This window comes from Microcoleus sp. K1-B1, assembly GCF_036704705.1.
Lineage (GTDB): Bacteria > Cyanobacteriota > Cyanobacteriia > Cyanobacteriales > Microcoleaceae > Microcoleus.
Window position 1 is genome coordinate 1 of sequence record NZ_JAUBSH010000052.1, and the last position, 23,180, is coordinate 23,180.

General features: G+C 43.6%; 17 protein-coding genes. 12 read left to right on the top strand and 5 right to left on the bottom strand.

The features are described 5' to 3' along the window. Positions 1 to 69: 69 nt before the first annotated feature. The gene (locus QUA83_RS18745) at positions 70 to 738 is read right to left on the bottom strand and encodes an energy-coupling factor ABC transporter ATP-binding protein (protein ID WP_333295029.1); all 669 of its coding nucleotides are present in this window, start codon (positions 736 to 738) and stop codon (positions 70 to 72) included. A gap of 411 nt (positions 739 to 1,149) precedes the next feature. On the opposite strand from QUA83_RS18745, the gene QUA83_RS18750 reads away from it, so the two are divergent. The 3 genes from QUA83_RS18750 to QUA83_RS18760 all read left to right on the top strand — a co-directional run bounded on the left by QUA83_RS18750 (position 1,150) and on the right by QUA83_RS18760 (position 3,374). Further along, complete coding sequence (locus tag QUA83_RS18750) at positions 1,150 to 2,166, top strand: Sll0314/Alr1548 family TPR repeat-containing protein (protein ID WP_333295031.1); 1,017 nt, start codon at positions 1,150 to 1,152, stop codon at positions 2,164 to 2,166. Positions 2,167 to 2,294: 128 nt separating this feature from the next. Beyond that, positions 2,295 to 2,747, top strand: a complete 453-nt coding sequence (locus QUA83_RS18755) for a DUF3531 family protein (protein WP_333145525.1) — start codon at positions 2,295 to 2,297, stop codon at positions 2,745 to 2,747. A 195-nt stretch (positions 2,748 to 2,942) separates the two neighbouring features. Further along, positions 2,943 to 3,374, top strand: coding sequence for an NUDIX hydrolase (locus tag QUA83_RS18760; RefSeq protein ID WP_333295032.1), 432 nt, complete (start codon positions 2,943 to 2,945; stop codon positions 3,372 to 3,374). Positions 3,375 to 3,525: 151 nt separating this feature from the next. Here the strand turns inward: QUA83_RS18760 and QUA83_RS18765 are convergent, their stop codons facing one another. Then, a complete protein-coding gene (locus tag QUA83_RS18765) occupies positions 3,526 to 3,891 on the bottom strand; it encodes a phage holin family protein (protein ID WP_333030414.1) in 366 nt (121 codons plus the stop codon). Positions 3,892 to 3,912: 21 nt separating this feature from the next. Further along, positions 3,913 to 5,004: a redox-regulated ATPase YchF gene (gene ychF, locus QUA83_RS18770; RefSeq protein ID WP_333295033.1), complete on the bottom strand. Its 1,092-nt coding sequence runs from the start codon at positions 5,002 to 5,004 to the stop codon at positions 3,913 to 3,915. A gap of 121 nt (positions 5,005 to 5,125) precedes the next feature. Between ychF and QUA83_RS18775 the strand changes: the two genes are divergently transcribed. Further along, positions 5,126 to 5,482 carry a hypothetical protein gene (locus tag QUA83_RS18775; RefSeq protein ID WP_333295034.1) on the top strand — a complete coding sequence of 119 codons (357 nt, stop codon included), beginning with the start codon at positions 5,126 to 5,128 and terminating at the stop codon, positions 5,480 to 5,482. A 133-nt stretch (positions 5,483 to 5,615) separates the two neighbouring features. On the opposite strand, the gene QUA83_RS18780 is transcribed toward QUA83_RS18775, so the two are convergent. Continuing rightward, positions 5,616 to 5,864 (bottom strand): gamma-aminobutyric acid A receptor, epsilon-like protein, encoded by a 249-nt coding sequence (locus tag QUA83_RS18780; protein WP_333159819.1) that lies wholly within the window; start codon positions 5,862 to 5,864, stop codon positions 5,616 to 5,618. 853 nt (positions 5,865 to 6,717) lie between these two features. Between QUA83_RS18780 and QUA83_RS18785 the strand changes: the two genes are divergently transcribed. From QUA83_RS18785 to QUA83_RS18820, 8 genes are all read left to right on the top strand, one after another. After that, entirely contained in the window at positions 6,718 to 6,849 is a 132-nt protein-coding gene (locus tag QUA83_RS18785; RefSeq protein ID WP_333295035.1) for a hypothetical protein, read from the top strand. 166 nt (positions 6,850 to 7,015) lie between these two features. Then, positions 7,016 to 10,459, top strand: a complete 3,444-nt coding sequence (locus QUA83_RS18790) for a caspase family protein (RefSeq protein WP_333295037.1) — start codon at positions 7,016 to 7,018, stop codon at positions 10,457 to 10,459. Positions 10,460 to 10,488: 29 nt separating this feature from the next. Next, positions 10,489 to 16,257, top strand: a complete 5,769-nt coding sequence (locus tag QUA83_RS18795; RefSeq protein ID WP_333295039.1) for an nSTAND1 domain-containing NTPase — start codon at positions 10,489 to 10,491, stop codon at positions 16,255 to 16,257. 177 nt (positions 16,258 to 16,434) lie between these two features. Further along, positions 16,435 to 18,048, top strand: a complete 1,614-nt coding sequence (locus QUA83_RS18800; protein WP_333295040.1) for a penicillin-insensitive murein endopeptidase — start codon at positions 16,435 to 16,437, stop codon at positions 18,046 to 18,048. 441 nt (positions 18,049 to 18,489) lie between these two features. Then, positions 18,490 to 20,061: an aminotransferase class I/II-fold pyridoxal phosphate-dependent enzyme gene (locus tag QUA83_RS18805; protein WP_333295041.1), complete on the top strand. Its 1,572-nt coding sequence runs from the start codon at positions 18,490 to 18,492 to the stop codon at positions 20,059 to 20,061. Positions 20,062 to 20,160: 99 nt separating this feature from the next. Then, complete coding sequence (cbiT, locus tag QUA83_RS18810; RefSeq protein WP_172184729.1) at positions 20,161 to 20,754, top strand: precorrin-6Y C5,15-methyltransferase subunit CbiT; 594 nt, start codon at positions 20,161 to 20,163, stop codon at positions 20,752 to 20,754. A 351-nt stretch (positions 20,755 to 21,105) separates the two neighbouring features. Next, positions 21,106 to 22,023 (top strand): phosphatidate cytidylyltransferase, encoded by a 918-nt coding sequence (locus tag QUA83_RS18815; protein WP_333295042.1) that lies wholly within the window; start codon positions 21,106 to 21,108, stop codon positions 22,021 to 22,023. A gap of 14 nt (positions 22,024 to 22,037) precedes the next feature. Continuing rightward, complete coding sequence (locus QUA83_RS18820; RefSeq protein WP_333295043.1) at positions 22,038 to 22,211, top strand: hypothetical protein; 174 nt, start codon at positions 22,038 to 22,040, stop codon at positions 22,209 to 22,211. Here the strand turns inward: QUA83_RS18820 and QUA83_RS18825 are convergent. After that, positions 22,208 to 22,999 carry a DUF2993 domain-containing protein gene (locus QUA83_RS18825; protein WP_333295044.1) on the bottom strand — a complete coding sequence of 264 codons (792 nt, stop codon included), beginning with the start codon at positions 22,997 to 22,999 and terminating at the stop codon, positions 22,208 to 22,210. The two genes, QUA83_RS18820 and QUA83_RS18825, sit on opposite strands and share 4 nt — an antisense overlap. Positions 23,000 to 23,180: the final 181 nt, after the last annotated feature.

Sequence of the window (23,180 nt, forward strand, 5' to 3'; positions counted from 1 at the left end):
TGAGTTACCTCAGTAGATATATTCTTTTTGTTTACTTATCTTAACATAGTTCGGTTTTTTTGCGCCGACCTACTTAACAAAACTCGTTTCCTTAGCCTCTAATTTAGCGCGATCGACCTCTTGCAAATCCCCGTGGTCTAAAGTCCAAAATCGATCGGCCACGCTCAACAAATCGCTAGCATCGTGAGTTACAATCAACAAAGTCCAGTGACTTTTCAACTTACTCAACAAGCTTACCAACTGCCGCCGCATCGACCAATCCAAACCCGCCGTCGGTTCGTCCAAAAGTAGCAAATGCGGCTGCCGAATTAGCTGCACCGCCAGGGCTACCCTCCGCTGTTGTCCACCGCTCAAAGCGTGGGGGGAAGCGCGCAGCGGCAAATGTCCGAGCCCCACTTCTGCCATTGCTGAGTTAATTTGTTCTTGTCCCAATTCAGGATGTCCCAGTCGCAATTCTTCTAAAATTGTGCCTCCGCAAAAATGCCTTTCTGGAAACTGGAACACTAAACCTCCTAATTGTTGCAAGTGTTCCGGTGTTAATTCTTGTTCCCGCCAGCGGATGTCGCCGCTAGTTTTTTCCGCTAAACCTGCTAATATTTCTAATAGGGTACTTTTGCCTGAACCGCTGCGGCCGACAATCAGCCCCATTTGCTGCGAGGCCAGTTCTAAGTTAATATTTTTCAGAATAGGATTAGGACAGGCGGTAGGATGATATACTAAGTTTTTTAGATAAAGCATTAACGGCAGTTGTTAGTTGGCAGTTGTTAGTTGGCAGTTGTTAACACTCAACAGTCAACAATCAGAAAAATTGTTATTGTTGGAGCGGGGAACTTCTGGTTGTGCTATTGATAATAGTTAAGGCTGTTTTTGGCTGGGGCCGATCGCACACAATTATTTTACATAAATCTTAACAAAAATTTCCTTTTTTTTCAGGATGAGCGTTTAATTTTTATGTTTTTTCATGGTATATTTTAATAATGGAAATCTGTCCTTTAATATATTATAAGCCACACTCCCATTATTAAAATATACCTCAACAACCACAAAAAATCAAGCAAATTTCACTCTTTTTTTGGTCGCGGCCCGAAAGTCTGAAAATTTAACTCTCTTGTTTCTAGTTTACAGTATATTACATTGAGAGAATTGACGATGACGAAAACCCCTTTAGCATCGCTGGGCAAGCAAATGTTAAGTTCTAAACAGACAGTGCGGGCGATCGCCAGTGCAGGAGCGATCGCCCTCAGCATCTGCATTAACTCGGCAGTAGCGGGCGATCCCTTTCGCAGCAGCAACCCGCAGGCGATCGGGCCCAACACCGAAACCGCTTTCAAAACAATGTTTCAGCAAGGAAACTACAAACAAGCAAAAACTCAAATTCAACAAGCACTATCAGCCGAACCAAACGAGCCGCTAGCCTATGCACTGGCAGCCTCCCTCTCATACATCGAGCAGGACTTAAACTCGATGAATTCCTACGCGCAAAAAACCCGCGAATTCGGCGAAAAACTGACTAAAACTAATCCATTGCGCGGCAATATTTACACAGCAACAGGTCACTTTCTAGAAGGGGCAAACATTATAGCAAAAGAAGGAACAACCAAAGGCGCGCCCCAAGCACTCAACAAACTGCGAGTAGTATTTCAATACCTAGAAGCCGCCGATAAAATAGCGCCCAACGACCCCGAACTCAACCTGCTAAAAGGCTACATGGACTTAATGCTAGCCACAAACCTGCCCTTCTCCAACCCCAACGAAGCAATTCAAAGACTCGAACAAAAAGCCTCTCCCCGCTACTTAGCTTATCGCGGCATGGCAGTAGGCTATCGAGACTTGAAAAAGTACGATCGCGCTTTAGAATTTGCGAACAAATCCCTAGCAGAAACACCCAATAATCCCGAAGTTCTCTATCTAAAAGCACAAATTTTGTTTTCCCAATCCCAGGGAAAAGACAGCAACAAAACCTTACTTGAGGAAGCCCGAAAAAACTTCGACGCAGCCTTAGCAAAACCCGACCAACTGCCGCGCAGTTTAGTAGCCGAAATCTTCTTTCAGCAGTGCAGAACCCGCAACCGTCTCGACAGCAAATCTCGCGCCTGCGACCCGATGCGCGATAAAATTAGAGATGCAGATGGAGTCTGGGGGCCGGCGGCCTTACCACCACTATAAAAAGAGTCAGAGGGGAAGTCAGGAGTCAGGAGTCAGGAGGAAAATTTTCCCTGTCTCCCTCTCTCCCAATTTTCCTCTCTCCTGCAATCCAATTCCTGCAATTCCATTCCCTTTCTTTGAAAAAATTGATGCAAGTAGAGTTTCGCGAGTTTAACCCCTTTGACCTCTGGATTTGGCTGAAGTTCAGCAACGTGCCTTCAAATGGTGAAAAACAGTATGTTGAAGAAGTGTTTGACTCTTGGTTTTTCTTGGGAAAACTCGGAGGATTTAATGCGGAAAATTTGCAAGTTCAAGATGAAGGCTTAGATATCAGTCAGATGAATTACGATGTTAATCTAGCCGACCAAAGCATGATGGCTTTGATGCACAATATGGGAGAAATGGAGTATCAAGGTTCTTGGGCTCGCTGCTGGTTTGATTTGGGCACTAGCGATGCAATTGGCCTCGATGTTTTGATTAATGTTTTCCAGCAACTCAGCAAAGAATTCGTAACGATTGAAAAACTCATTATTGGCGGGGAAAATACAGACTGGCCCGTTGACACCAGTCGCCGTCGAGAGTCTTTTGCTGCTGATAATTAGTCATTAGTGATTACTCATTAGGGGCGGATTCTACTGATTACTAGGAAGAGCTTGGTAACACATATCCGGAGGCTCTGCCTCATATTTGCCTTCTTGGAAAGCGAGGCAGAGCCTCTGGACATTGATTCCTAGGCAGAGCCTAGGAAGCAGTTAACTGATGACTAATTACTGATGACTAATGACTGATAACTAATTATGCAAAAAGGTACAATTCGTGTAATTGTTTTAGGATTAATTCGATCGGGCGATCGCATCTTCGTGTCAGAATGCGAAGATCCGGTCAAACAAGACACATTTTACCGAGCTCTGGGCGGTGGCATAGAATTCGGAGAACACAGCATCGACGCTTTGCAAAGAGAGTTTCAAGAAGAAATTAAAGCCGAGTTAACAAATATCAAATATTTGACTTGTTTGGAAAACTTCTTTGTTTATAATGGCAAAGCCGGACACGAACTAATACAACTATACCAGTGCGATTTTGTTGATTCCAAATTTTATGAATTGGAGAGTCTGGATTTTGCAGACGGAGATGGGGAACATACTGCATTTTGGATGCCGATCGATCGCTTTCGATCGGGCGAATTGCGCCTAGTTCCAGAGCAATTTATCGATTACTGCGAAGGCTAATAACTCAACCAGTACCAAAAAACAAATACCTGATATCGAGGAATTAAATCTAAAATATTTGCCCTAGGGGCGGGTTTCACCTGAAATATTTGCGATAACTAACAGGATGAATAAACCCGCCCCTTCCTTCCGCCCCCCGCATTACCCGGATCTACCTTACACTAGGCAGAGTCCGCAACAGCTCATAGAGCAAAGAGTTGATAAAACCGAGGGCGATAGCCCCCAGCAAAGCACTCCAAATTCCCCAGCGCAAGCGAAATCCATCCACTAGCCAAGCCGCCAATCCAAAGATAATCGCGTTGATAACAATTATCCACAAACCAAAAGTTACCAACACCAATGGAAAACCCAAAACCACAAAAAGCGGCCGCACCAAAGCATTCAGCAATCCAAAAACCGCAGCCGAAATCATCGCTTTTCCAAAAGTGTCAATGTCCACCCCGATGGGCAACTTGGAAATGATAAAAAAGCTCACCGAAGTAACTAGCCAAGCAATTGCCAGCGAAACGATATCCATGTGTTCATCTCCTTAAAAAAGCTAAACATTAAATCGGAACAACAGCACATCCCCCTCTTGTACAACATACTCTTTTCCTTCACTGCGAACTAAGCCTTTTTCCTTAGCTGCATTCATCGCGCCCGTAGCAACCAAATCTTCATATGCTACAGTTTCGGCCCGGATGAAACCCCGTTCAAAATCAGAGTGAATCACCCCCGCAGCTTGCGGTGCTAGCATTCCAGCGATAATCGTCCAAGCGCGAGTTTCTTTTGGCCCGCTAGTAAAATAAGTCCGCAAACCCAATAATTCGTAAGTAGCTCGAATCAGAGATTTCAAGCCACCTTCTTTGACCCCCAGAGATTCTAGGAAATCCGTTCGTTCTTCCTCGGATAACTCCACCAATTCTGACTCAACTTGCGCCGAAACTATGACAACCTTAGCATTTTCTTTAGCTGCTACTTCCCGCACTTGTTCGACATAGTTATTTCCTGTTCCTAAATCGTCATCAGACACGTTAGCAGCATAGATAATTGGTTTGTTGGTCAGTAATTCCAAACCTTTAACTAATTCAGCTTCTTCATCTGTGAAATTGTACTGCCTCGCTGGTTTCCCGGCATTCAAAACCGCGACCAATTTTTCGAGTACATCCACTTCTGCCTGAGCTTCCTTATTGTTGCGGGCCAGCTTGCGAGTGCGATCGAGCCTGCGTTCAATTTGAGCTAAATCTGCTAAAATTAATTCGAGATTGATAATGTCAATATCTCGGATCGGATCGACAGAACCCGCAACGTGAATGATGTCGTCATTTTCAAAACAGCGGACAACATGGACGATCGCATCTACAGCCCGAATGTGAGACAAAAACTGATTTCCCAGTCCTTCCCCCTGACTCGCCCCCTTCACCAAACCCGCAATATCCACAAACTCAATCCGCGTCGGCACAGTTTGCGCGGAATTGGAAATATTGCTCAGCACCTTCAACCGTTCGTCTGGCACTGCCACGATACCCGTATTTGGCTCGATCGTACAGAAAGGAAAATTAGCAGCAGTCGCCTTGGCATTAGCAACCAGAGCATTAAACAAAGTAGATTTGCCAACATTAGGCAGTCCGACAATTCCGGCAGTAAGCATAGCTATTTAGAAACATATCACTGTTTCAAAATATCATAAGCAATAGCAATATATCTGACTTGTGCCTTCTAACTTCTAAAGCTAAGCTTGAATAAATATCTAACTTGAGGTAGATGGCTAAATGGTTAACAAGTGGTTAAGCAAAGTAACGATAGCTGCGGGGCTGTCGCTGCCCCTGTTAGCGCTGACAGCAGCTAGCGTTTTCGCTGAGGTGGTCAAAATTTCCGTGATTAACAACAGCGGCCAGACGATGACAGCCGTTTATATGTCTCCTCCCGATAAGGATACTTGGGGAGAAAACGAGCTAGAGGCCCCGATTGCCGATCGGGGAAAGGCAGATTTTGAGTGGAATCAAGCTGACTACGGGGGCTCGGATGCGGGCTGTATTTTCGATGTCAGGGCCGAATACGAGGACGGCAAATCCACTGATTTGGATGCTGTTGACCTTTGTAAAGAGACTGCGCTCAACTTCAATTAATTGATAATTTAGGCAAAAACCGAGTTTTTTCAAGTCTGATATTCATCAACAAGATTGGGGACTTTGGAGAAACCCGGTTTTTGCGATCGACCTGACAAACAATCTTAAATTTCGCGATAGACTAAAACATAATTTACACAGGTTCAGGGATTGTCTGAGGAATTGGCCCCGGCACTGTCTGAGGAATTGGAGAGGGTACAGTTTCCGGCACCGGTTCGGGAATTGGCTGCGGAATTGGTGCAGGTACCGGTTCTGGTACAATGCCGGGAATTGGTTCGGGAACGGGGCCCGGCACTGGTGGCGATGCGGGTATAGTCGGCAGCCCCGGTTCGGTACTGGGAATCTGCGGGCCTGGAAATGGAGTAGGGTTGGGAAAAATCACGGCAATTCTATTAATAACTCAATAGATTCATGCTAGATAAAAAACTCAAACTACGACATCTATCTAAATAGTTAAAATTTATTAAATTTGATATTTTGCACCATTTTTAATCAGCTTTTTGGAGTAGATGACAGCAACCGGATTTATCTGTATTTGATTTTTTATGCTGACCGAAAGCAATTTGGTCACAGCCCCCCGGTACAGGCCGTAGACCCTTGAAAAAAGTGTAGCGTACTCATCACGTGCGATCGCTACAGCCCGTGGAAGCAATTCTAAAATCTAAAATCTAAAATCTAAAATATAAAATCGATCGCCCTCCGAAAAGCCTTGCCCGCCTGTAGTTCTGGACGACACCTAGCCAAAAGTACAGGTTCTGTCCTGTACTTACGGCTAGTTAGGAGCTAGCCTTTTGGCTAATTTAAGACTCAACTAAAAGCTAGGAACTTTTTAGGGGTTGCTCTCTTAGAATCAAACCACGACCAGCCCCAAAATTTAGTTGAAATTCAACAACTAAAATTAAGCTTTATGACACAGAGTGATAAATTATATCAAAAGCTGTTAGAGCAATAGTCCGGACAGTTTTTATATGGCCCAATGGCTTATTCTGTAGGACTTTGAGCCACTGTGGATAATTAAATCAATGTCAGCTCCACCCCGCTCGTTGCATTTAATTGGACTTTATTTATGATCCTTGCGCCGCGTAAGCTTGTAGTCTCGTTCCAAAAACTGTCCGGAGTATTGTTAGAGCTTGATGAAGATAGTCTAAAGGCGCAGCTTGGAATCAGAGTTCAAGAAATAGCGAGAGCTCCAACGGCTAGATCGGCTTCTTTAGAAAGTCTTGATGAGGCTCTAAGTGCGACTCCCAGAGGTGGAAGTCCCGATCAATCGTGCAGATGTCAACTTTGGCGATCGTCTCTTCAAGCGGCTGAATGTCAAATCCTACAATCTGATGTGCAGCGAACTATTTGACGATCGAGAAATTTAAGCTAAACTCGAAACAGCTTTCAATTTTGCCTTTTTCGTATCCGCTCAATAATCCGGGGTAAATCGCTCAACGATGCACCTGAAATGACGTAAAATCGTTTCTGAGTGCGTAGTCCGCCCCGAATTATTGAGCGGATACCCTTTTTCCCTCTATAAACTAAACGCTTATGACTCGTAACATCTACGCACTATTAGTTGGAATTGACAAATATGAAGATCCAATTCCTCCGTTGCAAGGCTGTATTAATGACCTTACAGCCATCGCGCAGTATCTAAATGAACGGGTTGCCAAAGAAGGATATCAACTACATTTGCAAACCCTCAAGGATCAAGAGGCTACCCGTCAAGCGATTATAGATGGATTTCGGAAGCATCTATGTAATGCTCAAAGCAATGATGTGGTTCTTTTCTACTATAGTGGTCATGGCGCTCAGGAAGAAGCACCAGAGGAATTTTGGCACGTAGAGCCAGACCGACATAATGAAACATTGGTCTGTTATGACAGTCGCCAGGAAGGAGGCTGGGATTTAGCAGATAAAGAATTGGCAAAACTGATTTCTGAAGTCTCAGCTAAAAACCCACACATTACTATTATTCTTGATTGCTGTCATTCCGGTTCTGGCAGTAAAAATCTATTCCAAGAAACAGGAGTCCGTCTCGCTTCCACAGACAAGCGCCAGCGCCCAATAGATAGCTTTATCTTTAAACTTGAAGAGTTAGAAAAACTCTCTAATTCCAGTAACGGTGAACTGAATTCCATTGGCCTGAAGCTTCCTAAAGGTCGTCACATTCTCTTAGGGGGTTGTCAAGATAGTCAACTGGCGAAGGAATATAATGGAGGGGGTCAAAAACGGGGTGCTTTTTCCTACTTTTTGATGGATACGTTGCAACAAGCTAATGGCAAGTTGACTTATCGGGATTTGTTCAACCGAGCAAAAGCTATAATTGGTAGTCGAGTTTTAGATCAGTCTCCCCAACTTGAAATAAATCATCCAGGAGATGATAATCAATTTTTCTTAGATGGCGCGATCGCAGAACGGACTCCCTACTTCACAGTTAGCTATCATAAAAAGTATAGTTGGGTCATTGATGGGGGTGCTGTTCACGGCGTTCAAAGTCCTTCTAACGGCGAAACGACTTTACTAGCACTCTTTCCCTTTGACAGCCATGCTGAAGACTTGCGGGAACCATCAAAGTCTGTCGGTGAAGCCAAAGTAACTCAGGTTTTGCCCCAGCTAAGTCAGGTCAGTATCAGTGGAATTGAAAACCTAAATTCCGACGAGAATAAGACGTTTAAAGCTGTTATTACCAGTTTACCTCTGCCACCTCTAGGTGTTTATTTTGAGGGAGAGGAAGCGGGGGTAAAGTTAGCACGTCAAGCGATACAGTCAGCAGGACTGAACAACCAACCCTCTGCTTATGTTCGCGAAGAACAGGAACTCACCAAAGCTCAATTTCGCTTGCTATGTCGGAATGACCAATATTTGATTGCTCGACCCGCTGACGATCGCCCCTTAGTAGCTCAAATTGAGGGTTATACGCCAGAGAATGCCGAAACAGCGATTCAACGATTAGAGCATATTGCGCGATGGAATGCGATCGCAGAACTCCCCAGTTCAGGTAATGGTCTAATTAAAGTTGGGGATGTGGAAATGAAACTTATCTTTAATGATCCAAACATTTCTCAATCCGGGCAGATGCGTTTGGAATATAACCACAAGGATAATCAGTGGGAACCTCCTCGTTTTCGGATAAAACTGACTAATAAAAGTCAGAAAAAACTTTACTGCGCTTTAGTCAATCTAACAGATTATTTTGCCATTAGCTCTCCGTTTTTTGACACAGGAAGTGTAGCTCTCAAACCTGGAGAAGAAGCTTGGGCTTTAGATCGAGAAGAATTAGAAGTAGAAGTACCTGATGAGTTATGGGAGCAAGGAATTACCGAGTTTAAAGACATTATTAAGTTGATTGTTTGTACGGCTGAGTTTGATGCTCGGTTACTGACTCAACAAGAACTGGATTTTCCCCGACCTATCGAAAGAGATATTTCCTCCCCAAATCAAAGTTCCCTGAATCGTTTGATGAATCGAGTGCAAAGTCGTACTATCAAACCCAAAAGTCAAGGAAAATATGATGATTGGTTCACAGATTCGATCGCAATTACAACTGTTCGACCCTTAGATGCTATTCGAGTTTCACCCACAGCAGAAAAAGAACTGGCAGCAGGAGTCAAGTTACAAGCGCATCCTAGCTTACAAGCAAATGTGCGTTTAACGACAATTCCTCAAGTGAGTCGGGATTTAGGAAATGTGATCTTGCCTCCTATTTTGCGAGAAGATCCTCAAGTCACTCAAACTTTTCAATTCACGAACAGTCGCGGAACCGATCCAGGTTTAAGTGTACTGGAATTGAGTCAAGTTGAAGACTATACAGTTGTTACCCCTGATTCGCCTTTAAAGTTGTTAGTTGACACAACATTAGGAGAAAATGAACATCTCTTACCTGTTGGCTATGATGGTGAGTTTTTCCTACCGTTAGGTCGAGGTCAAAAAACTAAAGACGGCAAAACGGAAATTCAGCTACAGCGATTACCAAAACCATTCAATCAGGACAGAAGCGTACAAGGCTCGATCAAAATCCTATTTCAAAAGGTGTTGTTGGAACCGCTGGGTTTAGAGTTTGAATATCCGCTTCTGAGAGTGGCTAAGGTAGCGTCAGATGAAACGATAACCTATGTCACCGATCAAACGCAGATAAAAGCACTGGTAGCGAAGAGCAAGCGAATTTTGCTCTATGTTCACGGCATTCTCGGCGATACCGATAATATGGTCAAGAGCGTTCAACGAGCGAAAGTTAAATTGAATGGGAAACTATGTCCTCTCAAAGACCATTACGATCTAGTTTTGGCTTTTGACTACGAGAATATTAATACTTCAATTGAAGATAATGCTCGTAAGTTAAAAAAACGCCTAGAAGAAATAGGATTGAAAGCTAATCACGGCAAACTTTTGCATATTGTTGCTCATTCAATGGGGGGGTTAGTTTCCCGTTGGTTGATTGAGCGAGAAGGCGGCAATAAGTTGGTTCAACATTTAATCATGTTGGGGACACCAAATGCAGGTTCTCCTTGGCCAACGGTGCAAGAATGGGCTACTTTCGCTTTGGGAATTGGGCTTAATAGTCTTTCCACCGTTGCTTGGCCTGTGAAAGTATTGGGGTGTTTACTCAGTGCCATAGAAGCTGTGGATGTAGCCCTAGATCAGATGAAACCGGGTTCTGAGTTTCTGAAATCCTTGGCTGCGAGTCCTAAAGATCCAGGTATTTCCTATTCAGTTCTTGCTGGTAATACTTCTATCAAAGCCATGCAAGGACAAGGAGAAGAAGCGAGTCGATTAAAGCGGCTGATGCAAAAATTATGCAGTCAAATTGTAGAATTTCCCTTCCTGGGTCAGTTGAATGATATTGCTGTGACTGTGCAGAGCATTAAGAGCCTTCCAGAAGGAAGAAAAAGTGCTCCTATGATTCAAGAAGTGGCTTGCGATCATTTGACTTATTTCGATGATTCAGAAGGTTTGAAGGCGTTGAGTTTAGCGTTGACTCAACAACAGTAAAATTTTAAAAAGGTACAGTAATTTTCTCAATGGCTGTTGCCTTTCTCACCTTGTCATTTATTTTAAATAGGAGTGCATCAATGTCTAAGTCTCAACACGACTTTCACCGTAATATCGCTATCATTATCGGGATTAATGATTACATCAATGAAGTTCCTCGCTTAGAGACAGCAGTCCCAGATGCTGAAGAATTTGCTCGCCTTATGCAAGAGCGGTATCAGTATGAAGTTCATTTGTTACTTAATGAAGATGCTACACTGAACAAGCTAAAACAACTGATTGACTGCTTCAGTAATAAAAAAATACCTTTTGGAAAAAATCCAGAGATTAATGATAAAGATCGCATCATACTCTATTTTGCCGGACATGGAAAAGCCTTTGACGCTAAAGAAAAACAAGAGGGGCCAGTTGGCTACTTAATTCCTCAAGATGCTACTGATAATCCTGATACTTACTTGAAAATGCAGGACTTCCACGATGCACTGCTAAAACTTCCTTGTCGGCATCTATTGGTCATTCTTGATTGCTGCTTTTCAGGAGCATTTTACTGGTCAAGCATCAATCGAGATGTGGTTCCGAAAGTTAAACTGTATAAACAAGTCTACGACCACTACATCAAATATCGGGCTTGGCAAGTTATTACCTCAACCTCTGATAAGCAAACAGCCATAGATTCTCCTCCCCGAGGTAAAGTAATAGTGGGTTCAAAGGTTCATTCTCCCTTTGCAAAACATCTTTTTGATGCTTTAAATAAGGGTGCCGACTTGGATAATGATGGCATTATTACAGCCAATGATCTCTTTAACTTTGTCCGAAAAGCAGTTGCAGTAGAAACAGAAGAATATAAAGCACAAACTCCTGGTATATGTCCGCTTAAACTACACGAGAATGGAGAATATCTTTTTCTATTGCAGAGTGAACCTAATTTAGAGGATGCACCTCGACTGCGCGTAGAAGATAGTCCCTATCGAGGATTAGAATCCTATGAAAAAGAACACAAAGACTTATATTTCGGTAGAAAGGAACAAATTGAACAGCTATATGAAAAAGTCAATAATTCCAATCACCGAGCCTTGACAGTAGTGCTGGGAGCTTCGGGAACAGGGAAATCTAGCTTGGTAAAAGCTGGGTTAATTCCATTTATAATAGAGCAGAGCTCAGAGGTAAACTCCAATTTACAAACATGGCAGATTTTGAAGCCAATCCGACTTGGTGAATCTCCACTAACGGCATTAACAAATAGTCTTTCACAAGAGCTTAACTTTATAGATTCCAACTCGGATTCTGAGCAACCCCAAGCCAATGAACCAAAAGTATTTAGCAAAATTCTTAGTTGGTTTGGGATTAGAAGAGAGTCGAACACAGCAAAACAAAACCAACCGCTTGAGAAACAAGTTGAGTTCCTTTCTCAGAACCTTAAAAACTGGTTTGACAAGAACTCAGGTAGTACACTTATGCTTACAATTGACCAGTTTGAAGAACTGATCACTCTCCAACCTCGCCAGGAAGAAAAAGAACAAAATAAAAAACAAAAGCCAAAAAAGAAAAGAGAAGAAAAGCAAAGAGAGAAGACGCAGCAAGAACTGGTTTTAAAATGGTTGCCGCAGGTAATGTCTCAGTATGGAGAGCGGTTGCGGATTGTATTGACTATTCGCTCTGACTTTGAATCTCAATTCCAAGACACCGATTTGAAAGACTATTGGAAAGAGGAAGCCAGATTTCATATTAAAGAAATGACAACTGCTGAATTGCGGGAGGTAATTACGGAACCTGCGTCAAAAAGGTCAATATTTTTTGTGCCGGACAAGCTGATAGATAAATTGGTGTATGAGGTAGCAGGGATGCCTGGAACTTTACCTTTGCTTTCATTTACGTTAAATGAGCTTTACCGCCTATTTATCGAAGATATTAACGATGGAGACAAAGATGATAGGGGGATTACTGAGGAGTATTATAACAAGCTAGGGGGAGTAGGGCGCTCTCTGACTCAAAAAGCAGAGCAGGAATATGAGAATTTAGTTAACCAGGATAAAGCTTACGAGCAAACAATCCGCCGTGTAATGCTAAGAATGGTTGCAGTTGGGGGCGGTGAATTAGCTCGCCGACGGGTGCTAAAATCTGAACTAGAATATCCAGAGCCAGAAAATACACGAGTGCTTAAGGTAGTTAAGACATTTGTGGATGCACGTTTGCTTGTGGAAGGAGAAAATACAGAAAAGAAACCTTATGTTGAGCCTGCCCATGATGCTTTAGTGCGGGGATGGGAAAGGTTGTTGAAGTGGAAACAAGAGGAGGAGGAAAATTTAATTTTACAACGGCAATTAACACCTGCGGCTGTTGAGTGGAAAATTAAGCGATCGCAAGCCAAAGGCTATCTTTGGCATAATAACCCACGTCTTGATTTGTTGAAAAAAGAACTTAAATCTGATGATAAGTGGTTCAACAAGTTAGAAACAGAGTTTGTGCAGCTTAGTATCGCTCGAAAAACCTTGATCGCTCGTCGGTTTATGATCGGAGCCGTTGTGGTCATAGTATTGTTAAGCGCGGGTTTGATTGCCTCTCTAATCGGTCAGAGAAATGCACGAATTGGTCAAATTAGAGCTTCTCAGCAAGCCTCGGAAGCCAACTTTATTTCAAATCAACAATTAAATGCCTTGATAAACAGTTTACAGGCAGCAAAAACCCTAAAAGACTGGCCTTGGTATTTGTCTTGGTTTAAGCCAGATGCTCAGATTCCTTTCTTGTTTCAAACAGATAATGAGCTACAGCCTCAAGTGCTAAAAACACTGCGAAAAATAGTTTATGAAATCAAAGAACGTAATCAAATCGAATCAAGCTCAAACACAATTATAAGTTCTTTTTTTAGAGAAAAGATTTATGATAGGCAATTAATTATTTCCAATGAAATGTGTGCAATAAATCTACCGAAATTAAATAAAGAGATAAATCTTCTCTCGGTCGCTCCTTTAGTAAAAAATAAAGTGCTTGAAGACATAAAAAATCAATCAAAAAGCTTGGAATATATGGCGGCCATCATGAAAGTGATTGTTAGTTCTGATGGAAAGTCATTAATGGTTGTTTATAATCAAGCTTGCGAGGGAGATTTTATAACTTCACATTTATGGAGATTGGTAGGCAATGAAGTCAAATCTTACCCCCTCAATTTTGTTAATTCTGGCAGGTTTTATAAAAATAAACTATTAGCAACAGGAAGCACTCAAGGCGAGATTCGTATACTAGATCTGACTAATCAAAGTGTTCTGGGTAATCAAAGTGTAGAGTATCAAGAGTTATTAAAGTTACAGGGTCATCAAGGTGTAGTAAACAATCTTCTTTTTAGCGCTGATAGCAAGCAACTTAAAACAGAGGGAGCCGATGGCATTATTCGCTTATGGGACTGGCAGAATAAACGGTTAAAAGGATTAGAAACCAAGCTTACTCAGAAAGTTAGTAAGCTGAGTTTTAGTCCCGATGGAAAGCACCTAGTAACTGTAGGAAAAGATGGTATTACCTTCTTGTGGAACTATCATGGCCAAGAATTTAATCAAATAAAGCAACTTCCAAACAAAGTCATAAATATCAGTTTTCGCTCTAATGGTAAGCAGTTAGCAACTGTAGGAGAAGACGGTATTGTTCGTTTACACAACTGGGATAATAGTTCCTTGAAGGAATTAAAACAGATTCAGGGTAAAGTTATGAATGTTAGTTTTAGTCCCGATAGCGATAGCAAGCAACTGGCGGTTGTACAACAAAACGATCGAGGTGACAAAAGTATCTATTTGTTGAGCTTAGATCATGAAAATATAACTTCTACTTTGAAAATCTATGAAGACAAAACTAATCAAAAGTTTAGTGAAAGTAAAGTGGTTTTCAGCCCAGATAGTCAACAATTGGCTGGTTTTGAATCTTATGGATCAGAAGGAAAAAGTGGAATAGTATTTTTGTGGAATTTAAAAGGTAGAGTTTTAGTAGGACCAACGGAAGCGTTTGATTTTACTTTTAGTGAGGGTACGCTAGTAATAGCTTCTCTGGATCAAACCAGCGGTGGAAAAATTACAGTGTCCAATTTCAAGAGCGAATCAAATAATAAAGAATTAAAAGCATTAGATACTGCTGGGGAAGAAGGCACTTTTAGTCCTGATGGTAACTTATTAGCTTTAGCAGATAATGATGGTAATATTTACTTATGGGACTGGAAAAGTGAAAAATTATTGTCACAATTTAAAGGACATCAAAGTCAAATAAAAAGCATTAATTTTAGTCCTGATAGCAGCTTACTGGCAACTGTAGGAGAGGATGGTACTGCTAAATTGTGGCAAATTGGAGAATTGGAGGATTTGATAGAGCTTGGTTGCAATTGGGCGCGTGATTACCTAGCGACGTTAGATGAGAAAAACAACGCGAGCCATCTCTGTAATTTTGAAGCAATTAGTATGGGTGACAAAATCTTGATATCAACCCTTAGCGATCCTGACAAGCAATCTGGAGTAGAGGCGATCGCTGCTGGTGATTTTGAGCAAGCGATAACGCCCCTAACATCCTACCTGAACCAGAAGAAAAACCCTAACGACCCAGAAGCCAGAATTTACTTAAACAATGCTCGAATTGGCAATCAAAAATCCTACACGATCGCAGTATCCGTTCCTATTAGTGATATCAACGGTTCTTTAGAAATCCTGCGGGGAGTAGCTCAAGCTCAAGATGACTTTAACAACTGGGCAAAGACACAACAGGGTATCATACCAATACAAGTGTTAATTGCTGACGATCGCAACGATCCGAAAATCTCCCAAGAAATTGCAAAACAACTTGCTAATAATCCCGATGTTCTTGGAGTAGTAGGACACTTTTCCAGCAGTGTCACCAGGGAAGCAGCCAAAGTTTACAATGATAAAAAATTGGTGGCAATTTCTCCAGTCAGTACCTCTGTGCAATTATCAGATGTCCTTGGTAAATACGTCTTTCGCACTGTCCCTAATGACAAAGTAGCTGCGGAAAAGTTAGCTGATTATACGCTTAACTCGTTAAAGAAGCAGAAAGCTGTCTTGTTTTATAATTCCCAAAGCGAGTATAGCTGCTCCCTCGCATCCGAATTTACGACTGCTTTTTCTGGAGAAAGAGGAAAACAATTAGAGCGTGACAGCTCCAAGTATGGAACTAGCTCTGCCACTTCTGCGGAAAAACGACAAGGACAGATATTGAAAGAAATTGACTTATCCAATCCTGATTTTGATGCTACAAAGAGTCTTGAAGGACTAGATCACAATACCGTACTGGTTTTACTAGCAGATCCCAGCAAATTTAATCAATCTTTTGAAATTTTAAAAGCCAATAAAGGGCAGTTGCCTATCTTAGCGGGAGACGATATCTATGGGTCTACCATCTTAGAAAAAGCTGGAAAACAGGCGAGCGGTATAGTTTTTGCAATTCCTTGGCATATTGAAAATAATCGTGAGTCACACTTTTCGGCCGCCTCTAAAAACCTTTGGGGCGATCGAGATGTTAACTGGCGAACTGTTACCGCTTACGATGCAGCAAAAGCTTTGATTGCAGCTATCAAGCAAAATCCCGACCGCAAAGAAATCGCTAAAATTCTCCATTCCAATACCTTTCCTGCTCAGGGGGCAATCGAACCAGTACAGTTTTTACCATCGGGCGATCGCGATGGAAATTTTATCGAACTCGTCAAGATAGTTAAGCCTACTTCTAAATCTCGTTCCGGCTATGACTATGAGTTTGTTCCCGTTGAGAATCCAACTAGGTCAAACTATGTCACTAAACCAAAAACCTCAAAATAGGTACGTTTAGGAATCCAGTAAAAGCGATAGCAAAAAATATTCCACTTTAATCACATCCAAACACTCAAGAATCATTATGTTAACCCTTCCGTTACCTTGCCATTGGCATTGGCGAAGATCGCCTTCCTAAAAAGCGATCTTGCAACAGAAAAACACACTCTAAAAAGGCAATAAACAATGGTATTAGAAATTAATCGCAATTTACGCTCTGAAAGTTTGCACCATGACCATACTGCCTGCACGGCACCTATTGGTTTCACCGCAGAAGAAATCGAGCAATTCAGTTGGGGAACGCGAGGTCTTTTTGAACAAATGCCTGCCAGTGGAGTTGGCTATGAATGTTACGGACTCCCTGACAAGTGCTATGGTCACTCAAACGTCCTTAAGGCTCTCCAATACATCTGTACCGAGTGGGCAAAACTCTATCCCAATGGACCTCGGATTGGCATTGGAAATATTAGTCTTCCAGACGGAGGGCCGATGCCACCCCATAGCACTCATCAACACGGACTCGATGTTGATATTGCGCCTGTTGCTAACACTGATGAAGAAATTCCTCTCACCTATTACGATAGTAAATACTCTCGCCAACGCACTAAAGAATTGGTAGATTTATTCTACAATAATCCAATTTTGGGTATTCGGACAATTCTCTTCAACGATCCAGAAATTACACAAGTAGCGCCTTGGGCGGGACATGACGATCACCTTCATGTGAGTTTCCTTTCCCCTGGAATTGATTCAGCCCCCTATAGCAGCGACCAAGACGGGGATTTGCGTCTGGTGATACCTCCGATGCAGGGAGAACGAGTCCGCAAACTTCAAGAAGATTTAGCCAACGTTGGCATTTCAGTTACAACAGATGGTATCTTTGGCACCCAAACTGATGCCGCAATCCGAAAATTTCAGGCTGAACAAGGCTTGCAGGTTGATGGAATTGCGGGATTTGTAACGCAAACTAAACTGACACAATTAATTTCTGGACAGTCTCGTGGGGTTTCCGGCGAACCATCGGGTCTGAAACTCCAAGACGTGATTGACCAAAAGCAATCGATTCGTTTTGATAATATTCACTCTGGAGTGTTAGTTGAAGATCAACTATTCTGTGCAGAAATTCAAACCATCTTACGCGCTAATCATCTTTTAGAGGTTGTTGATGGGATTTACGGCCCTCAAACCCAAGAAGCCTTAAGGAACTTTAAAGCCAGCCGTAAACTTGATGGCGGAGATGTGTTAGGCCCAACAACCGCTAAAGCATTACTGGATGCAAAACCAGGTGTTGGAATGTTACCAGATTGGCAAGGCGGTGATAAGCAAGCCACAGTGGAGGCAATTATCAAAGAAGCTCATCGCCAAGGGATTACGTCTCAAGCTCAAATTGCTTACATTCTCGCAACCGTTGAACATGAAACAGCCGATAGTTTCCAACCCGTAATGGAATCGTATTATTTGGGTGAACCTGAAGGGGAGAACCACCGCAAAACTCTGCGCTACTATCCGTTTTACGGACGGGGGTACGTGCAACTGACCTGGGATTACAATTATCGGAAATATTCTGATGTGTTAGGCCTAGATTTGGTTAACGACCCCGATCTTGTCATGCGTGCCGATATCGCACTCTTTATCCTGGTTGATGGTATGAAATTCGGTGTGTTTACGGGTATCAAACTGGATGACTGTATTTCAAACAACCGTATGGATTTCTTGAAAGCCCGTAAAATTATCAATGGCACTGACCAGGCAGAAAAGGTTCAAAGTTATGCTATGAATTGGCAAAACCAATTAGGGTAGAACTTGGGGCGATCGCAACTCAACAATCTACCTTGAATTTAAGCATGACTTTGATAGCTATTGGATCAAGCTATTAAAGCGTCTTGGTAGTGTGTGACAGTAGTGCGCGATCGCCCAAAACTTCCTCACAACAGTAAGCTGAAAAATAGCCGCAGACTGTGGTATGATTTTGTGCTTTAACTGAAATCACAGCCCCTAGACAAACCATAAGTAAAGCAGTAGCCAGGATTGTCAACTGTTTGGGTTTCATACTTAAGCAGTCCATATTCAGTCATTTTAGAGAAGTTTGAAATTGAGACGGTGTTGCTTGTGGGCGATTGCAAGGAAAAAGGAAGCAGTCGATGCGATCGCAAAATTTCCAGCAACGGTTTCAGCAATTAATCACGTCCAGTAAAACCTCGGCGGTTGCTATAATTCCAAATAATCAACTCAAGATTAAGCGTGTCACCAGCAAACTCTCAACAACAAACGCCTCTATTAGATGCCTTGCGCGATCGCACAAATCACCCGCACGCCCCATTCTACGCCCCCGGACACAAAGGCGGACAAGGAATCTCTCAACCCCTAATTGACTTATTCGGTGCGGCAGTATTTAGATCGGATTTGCCCGAATTGCCGGAGTTAGACAATCTCTTTAACCCAGAAGGTGCAATTGCCGAAGCTCAATACTTGGCCGCCCAAGCATTTGGAGCCCAATCAACTCGGTTTTTGGCAAACGGTTCTACTTGCGGAATAATCGCCGCCATCTTAGCAACTTGCGGCCCAGGAGATAAAATTATCCTACCTCGAAATATCCACTCATCGGCGATTTCTGGTTTAATTTTATCCGGTGCAATTCCAATTTTTGTCAATCCAGAGTACAACCCGGATTGGGATATTGCCAACAGCATCACCCCAGAAGCCACAGCCTCCGCATTAGAACAACATCCCGACGCCAAAGCAGTAATGATGCTTTACCCAACCTATCACGGCGTCTGCGGAGATTTGCGGGCGATCGCCCAAATTACCCATCAATACAACATACCGTTATTAGTAGACGAAGCCCACGGCGCGCACTTTAACTTTCATCCAAACTTGCCAGAACCGGCACTATCAGCCGGTGCCGATTTAACAGTACAATCAATCCACAAAACCCTGGGTGCAATGACACAAGCATCGATGCTGCACGTCAAGGGCGATCGTATAGATCTCCAAAAATTAAATAGAGCATTGCAGCTAGTACAATCTACCAGTCCCAGCTACTTATTATTAGCATCCCTAGACGCAGCCCGCCAACAAATCGCACTCCACGGCAAAGAGTTAATGGCGCAAACTTTACAGCTAGCAGAAAAAGCGCGATCGCGCATCAGTCAAATTCCCGGCTTATCAGTTTTAGAACCGTTAAATACACCTGGTTTTGCAGCATTAGACCGCACCAGGCTAACAGTAAAAGTATCAGATTTAGGAATCACAGGATTTGCCGCCGATGAAATTCTGCACTCGGAACTCGCCGTCACCGCAGAACTTCCCATGCCCCTACATTTAACATTTATTATCAGCTTGGGAAATACAGAATCAGATATTGACAATTTAGTTAAAGCTTGTACTCTTTTAGAAAGAAGAATGAAGAAGGAAGAAGGAAGTTCGGCAACGGATTCTGTAACGGATGTAACGGATGTAACGGATGTCAGGAAGAAGGAAGAAGTCCGAAAGAAGAAGTCCGAGAGAAGAAGTCCCATGTCCGATGGAAGATTTGCCCAATCTCCCACTCTCCCACTCTCCCCCTCTCCCCCTCTCCTCTCCCCCCGTGAGGCTTTCTTTTTCCCAGCGGAAACAGTACCTGCAGACAAAGCAGTCGATCGCCTGTGCGCCGAAATCATCTGTCCCTATCCCCCAGGAATACCAGTCCTGATGCCCGGTGAAATCATTACCCCAGCAGCCGTTGACTACCTGCAACAAATCCTTGCCGCCGGCGGAAAAATCACAGGTTGCAGCGATCCCGGCCTCCAAACTCTCAAGGTTGTGCGACAGTAAATATTAAGGCTTGGGGGAAATGGGGAGAATTTCTACTTCTTCCGCGAGTTCCAACTGCCGTCTTGCTTCAATCAAAAATCAAAAATCAAAAATATAACTATGCTTTGGCCCTACGTCACTCCAGGCATCCCGGATGACTTATTTGAACGTTTACCGGGAATTCCCATGAGTAAGCGAGAAGTCCGACTGCTGTTAATCTCCCACCTGCGGCTGCAAGCAGATTCAGTCGTGTGGGACATCGGTGCAGGTACTGGTACGATCGCCGTAGAAACAGGTTTGCTGTGTCCCAAAGGTCGGATTATCGCCGTCGAAAGGGACGAAGAAGTAGCAAGCTTGATTCGCAGAAATTGCGATCGATTCGAGCTCAACAACGTAGAAGTCATAGAAGGCAGTGCCCCGGAATGCCTGGAAAACCTGCCCCAACCCCCCCACCGAGTCTGCATCGAAGGAGGTCGCCCCATTAAAGCCATTCTCCAAGAAGTCTGGCGGTACTTGCAACCCCACGGTAGAGTTGTCGCCACAGCATCGAATTTAGAGAATCTTTACGCCCTTTCCGAAGGGTTCGCCGAGTTACAAGTCCGCAACATAGAAGTAGTCCAGTCCGCCGTCAACCGCTTGGAGACTCGCGGCCTCAGTCAAACCTTTGCCGCCGTCAATCCCATATTTATTCTCAGCGGCGAAAAGCTGGATTAGAAGTTAGTTGACAGTTGACAGTTGACAGTTGACAGTTGACTTTAACCTGGTTTCTCGGCAGATCCTGGGAATACATACCCAATGCCCTGTTTGGCCACTTCCCTATGCCCATTCCTAAATGTAATTCTTAATCTTTTTTAAGTTCACTTAACCTTCATACTTAAGAATAGGGGCCACCATAGCTGGATTGACCGCCTGACTTGAGATATTGGATGACCGATGGGGGATGGGGGTTAGTTGTGCAAGGGATCAACTCGTGCTCTAGAAAAATCCAAAATCTCAAATCCAAAATCCAAAATCCAAAATCCAAAATCGAATGATCCACCGCCGTCTGCAAGAGAAATTCATTTTATGCCTTGGTCTCGTATCCTGAGTGGAATAGTTGCGATCGCCCTTGCTTTGGGAATGATTATTATGGGCGGATGGTACTTCACCGTCGGCTTTGGGGTCATCGTCTACCTAGGGCAATTGGAATATTTTCAATTAGCCAGGGCTAAAGGTATTGCACCCGCTGCCAAAACTACCTTAGCCGTCAGTCAAGGGCTATTAATTACTGCCGCCCTAGCACCGGAACTCGTAGATGCCATGTTCCCATTAGCGGGAACCTTAATCTGTTTCTACCTGTTATTCCAACCTAAATTATCGACGATCGCCGATATTGCCTCCTCAGTTTTAGGATTGTTCTACGGCGGTTATTTGCCCAGCTATTGGGTACGGCTGCGAGTCGGCCTCGACCCAGCCAATCTTGCTACAACTCAACTTTCGCAAGCAGTAGCAAGCAATTTGCCGGTTAACATTTACTCGCAGCCGTCTTGGACAACTTCCAGCCATATATCTTTAGGATTGACTTCGTTGCTGCTGGCTTTCTTCTGCATCTGGGCCGCTGACATTGGGGCTTATTTTGTCGGCAAATTCTTCGGCCGCACTAGCCTATCCCACATCAGCCCCAAAAAAACCGTTGAAGGTGCCGTATTTGGAGTTTGTGGCAGCATCGCCGTGGCAGTCGCTGGTTCTTGGTATTTACACTGGCCGGGGTGGCAGTATACTGGGGCTGCTTTTGGTCTGTTGATTGGAGTTGCTAGCCTGTTGGGAGATTTAACTGAGTCGATGATGAAGCGAGACGCCGGCGTTAAGGATTCGGGACAGTTGATCCCCGGTCACGGCGGCATTCTCGATCGCACCGACAGTTATGTTTTTACCGCGCCCTTAGTCTACTATTTTGTCACTTTACTGTTGCCCGCGATCGACTCTTTTTTAATTAATCGGTAAGTGGGAATTGGGAATTGGGAATTGGGAATTGGGAATTGGGAATTGGGAATTGGGAATTGGGAATGTATTCCCAGGCTATAACGAAGAACCTGGTTAAAGCCAACAGCCAACAGTCAACAGTCAACAGCCAACAGCCAACAGTCAACAGTCAACAGCCAACAGCCAACAGTCAACAGTCAACTAACTAAGGCAAAACTCTAATTCCCCCCCGACAAACAATCTCCCCCGGACTCAAAATCAACTCTTCTATCTCAACTTCCGGCCCAAAATCAATTTTAAAACCATTGAAATCACTGCTCTTTAATTCTCCATCCATTTCAATTTCTGGTGATTCAAACATCAATTCGCGACCGCTGGTTATCCGCAAACCAGTCCGCAATACCAAAGCAATTTGCCTACCGCCAGCGCGCAAAATTGTCGCCGAAAGCGTTAACAAACCCGCCTCAATTGCAATCAGCGAATTTTGCAACTTCAGCGACTTTTCTCTATCTGTCAGCGGCAGCATAGGCAGCAAAAATTCGCTCAAAGCATCAGCCAGCAAAGGCGCTTTCAGCGACGCATTCAAATCCGCTTGGCTGAGCCTCAAAACGCCTGTCACGGGAACGGATTCCAGGAGGCGCACGGGTTGGCCTTTGAGAGCTTGACCGAGGTTGATGCGAATGCCGCAGCCCTCTATGGCAACTTCAGTTAGGTGTAGTCCTTTATACACAGCACCGATCGCGGCAGCCGTGACTTTGGGGATCGCACCGCTGAAGATTTGTCGATCGCTCCCCTCAATTTTCACCTTCAACTCGTCCACCTGCTGAACTTGCGATCGCAGCCACAACTGCACCGCCGGAGACAGCACCGCACTCGCGATCCGGCTGCCTTGACTCGGCGAAGGTCTCCCGGGTTCCTCGCCGAGATTAACAGTCCCACCAGACCCAGCAGCCCCATCTCTATTGTCAAATTGAAGAGAGTTTCGATCGACAGTCATAAACAATTTCAGAATATAAACCTTAATATTCAAGCACAGAAATTTAACTATAACTTGTGCATCCGGCCTCAAAAACCCCTTTGATTCACAGATATATTGCCGTAAACCTCATATTTTTATAAGAAACCGGGTTGATGAGCGCAACTCCTATTAACTTCAAAACCAAGCAGAAATCTCGCCT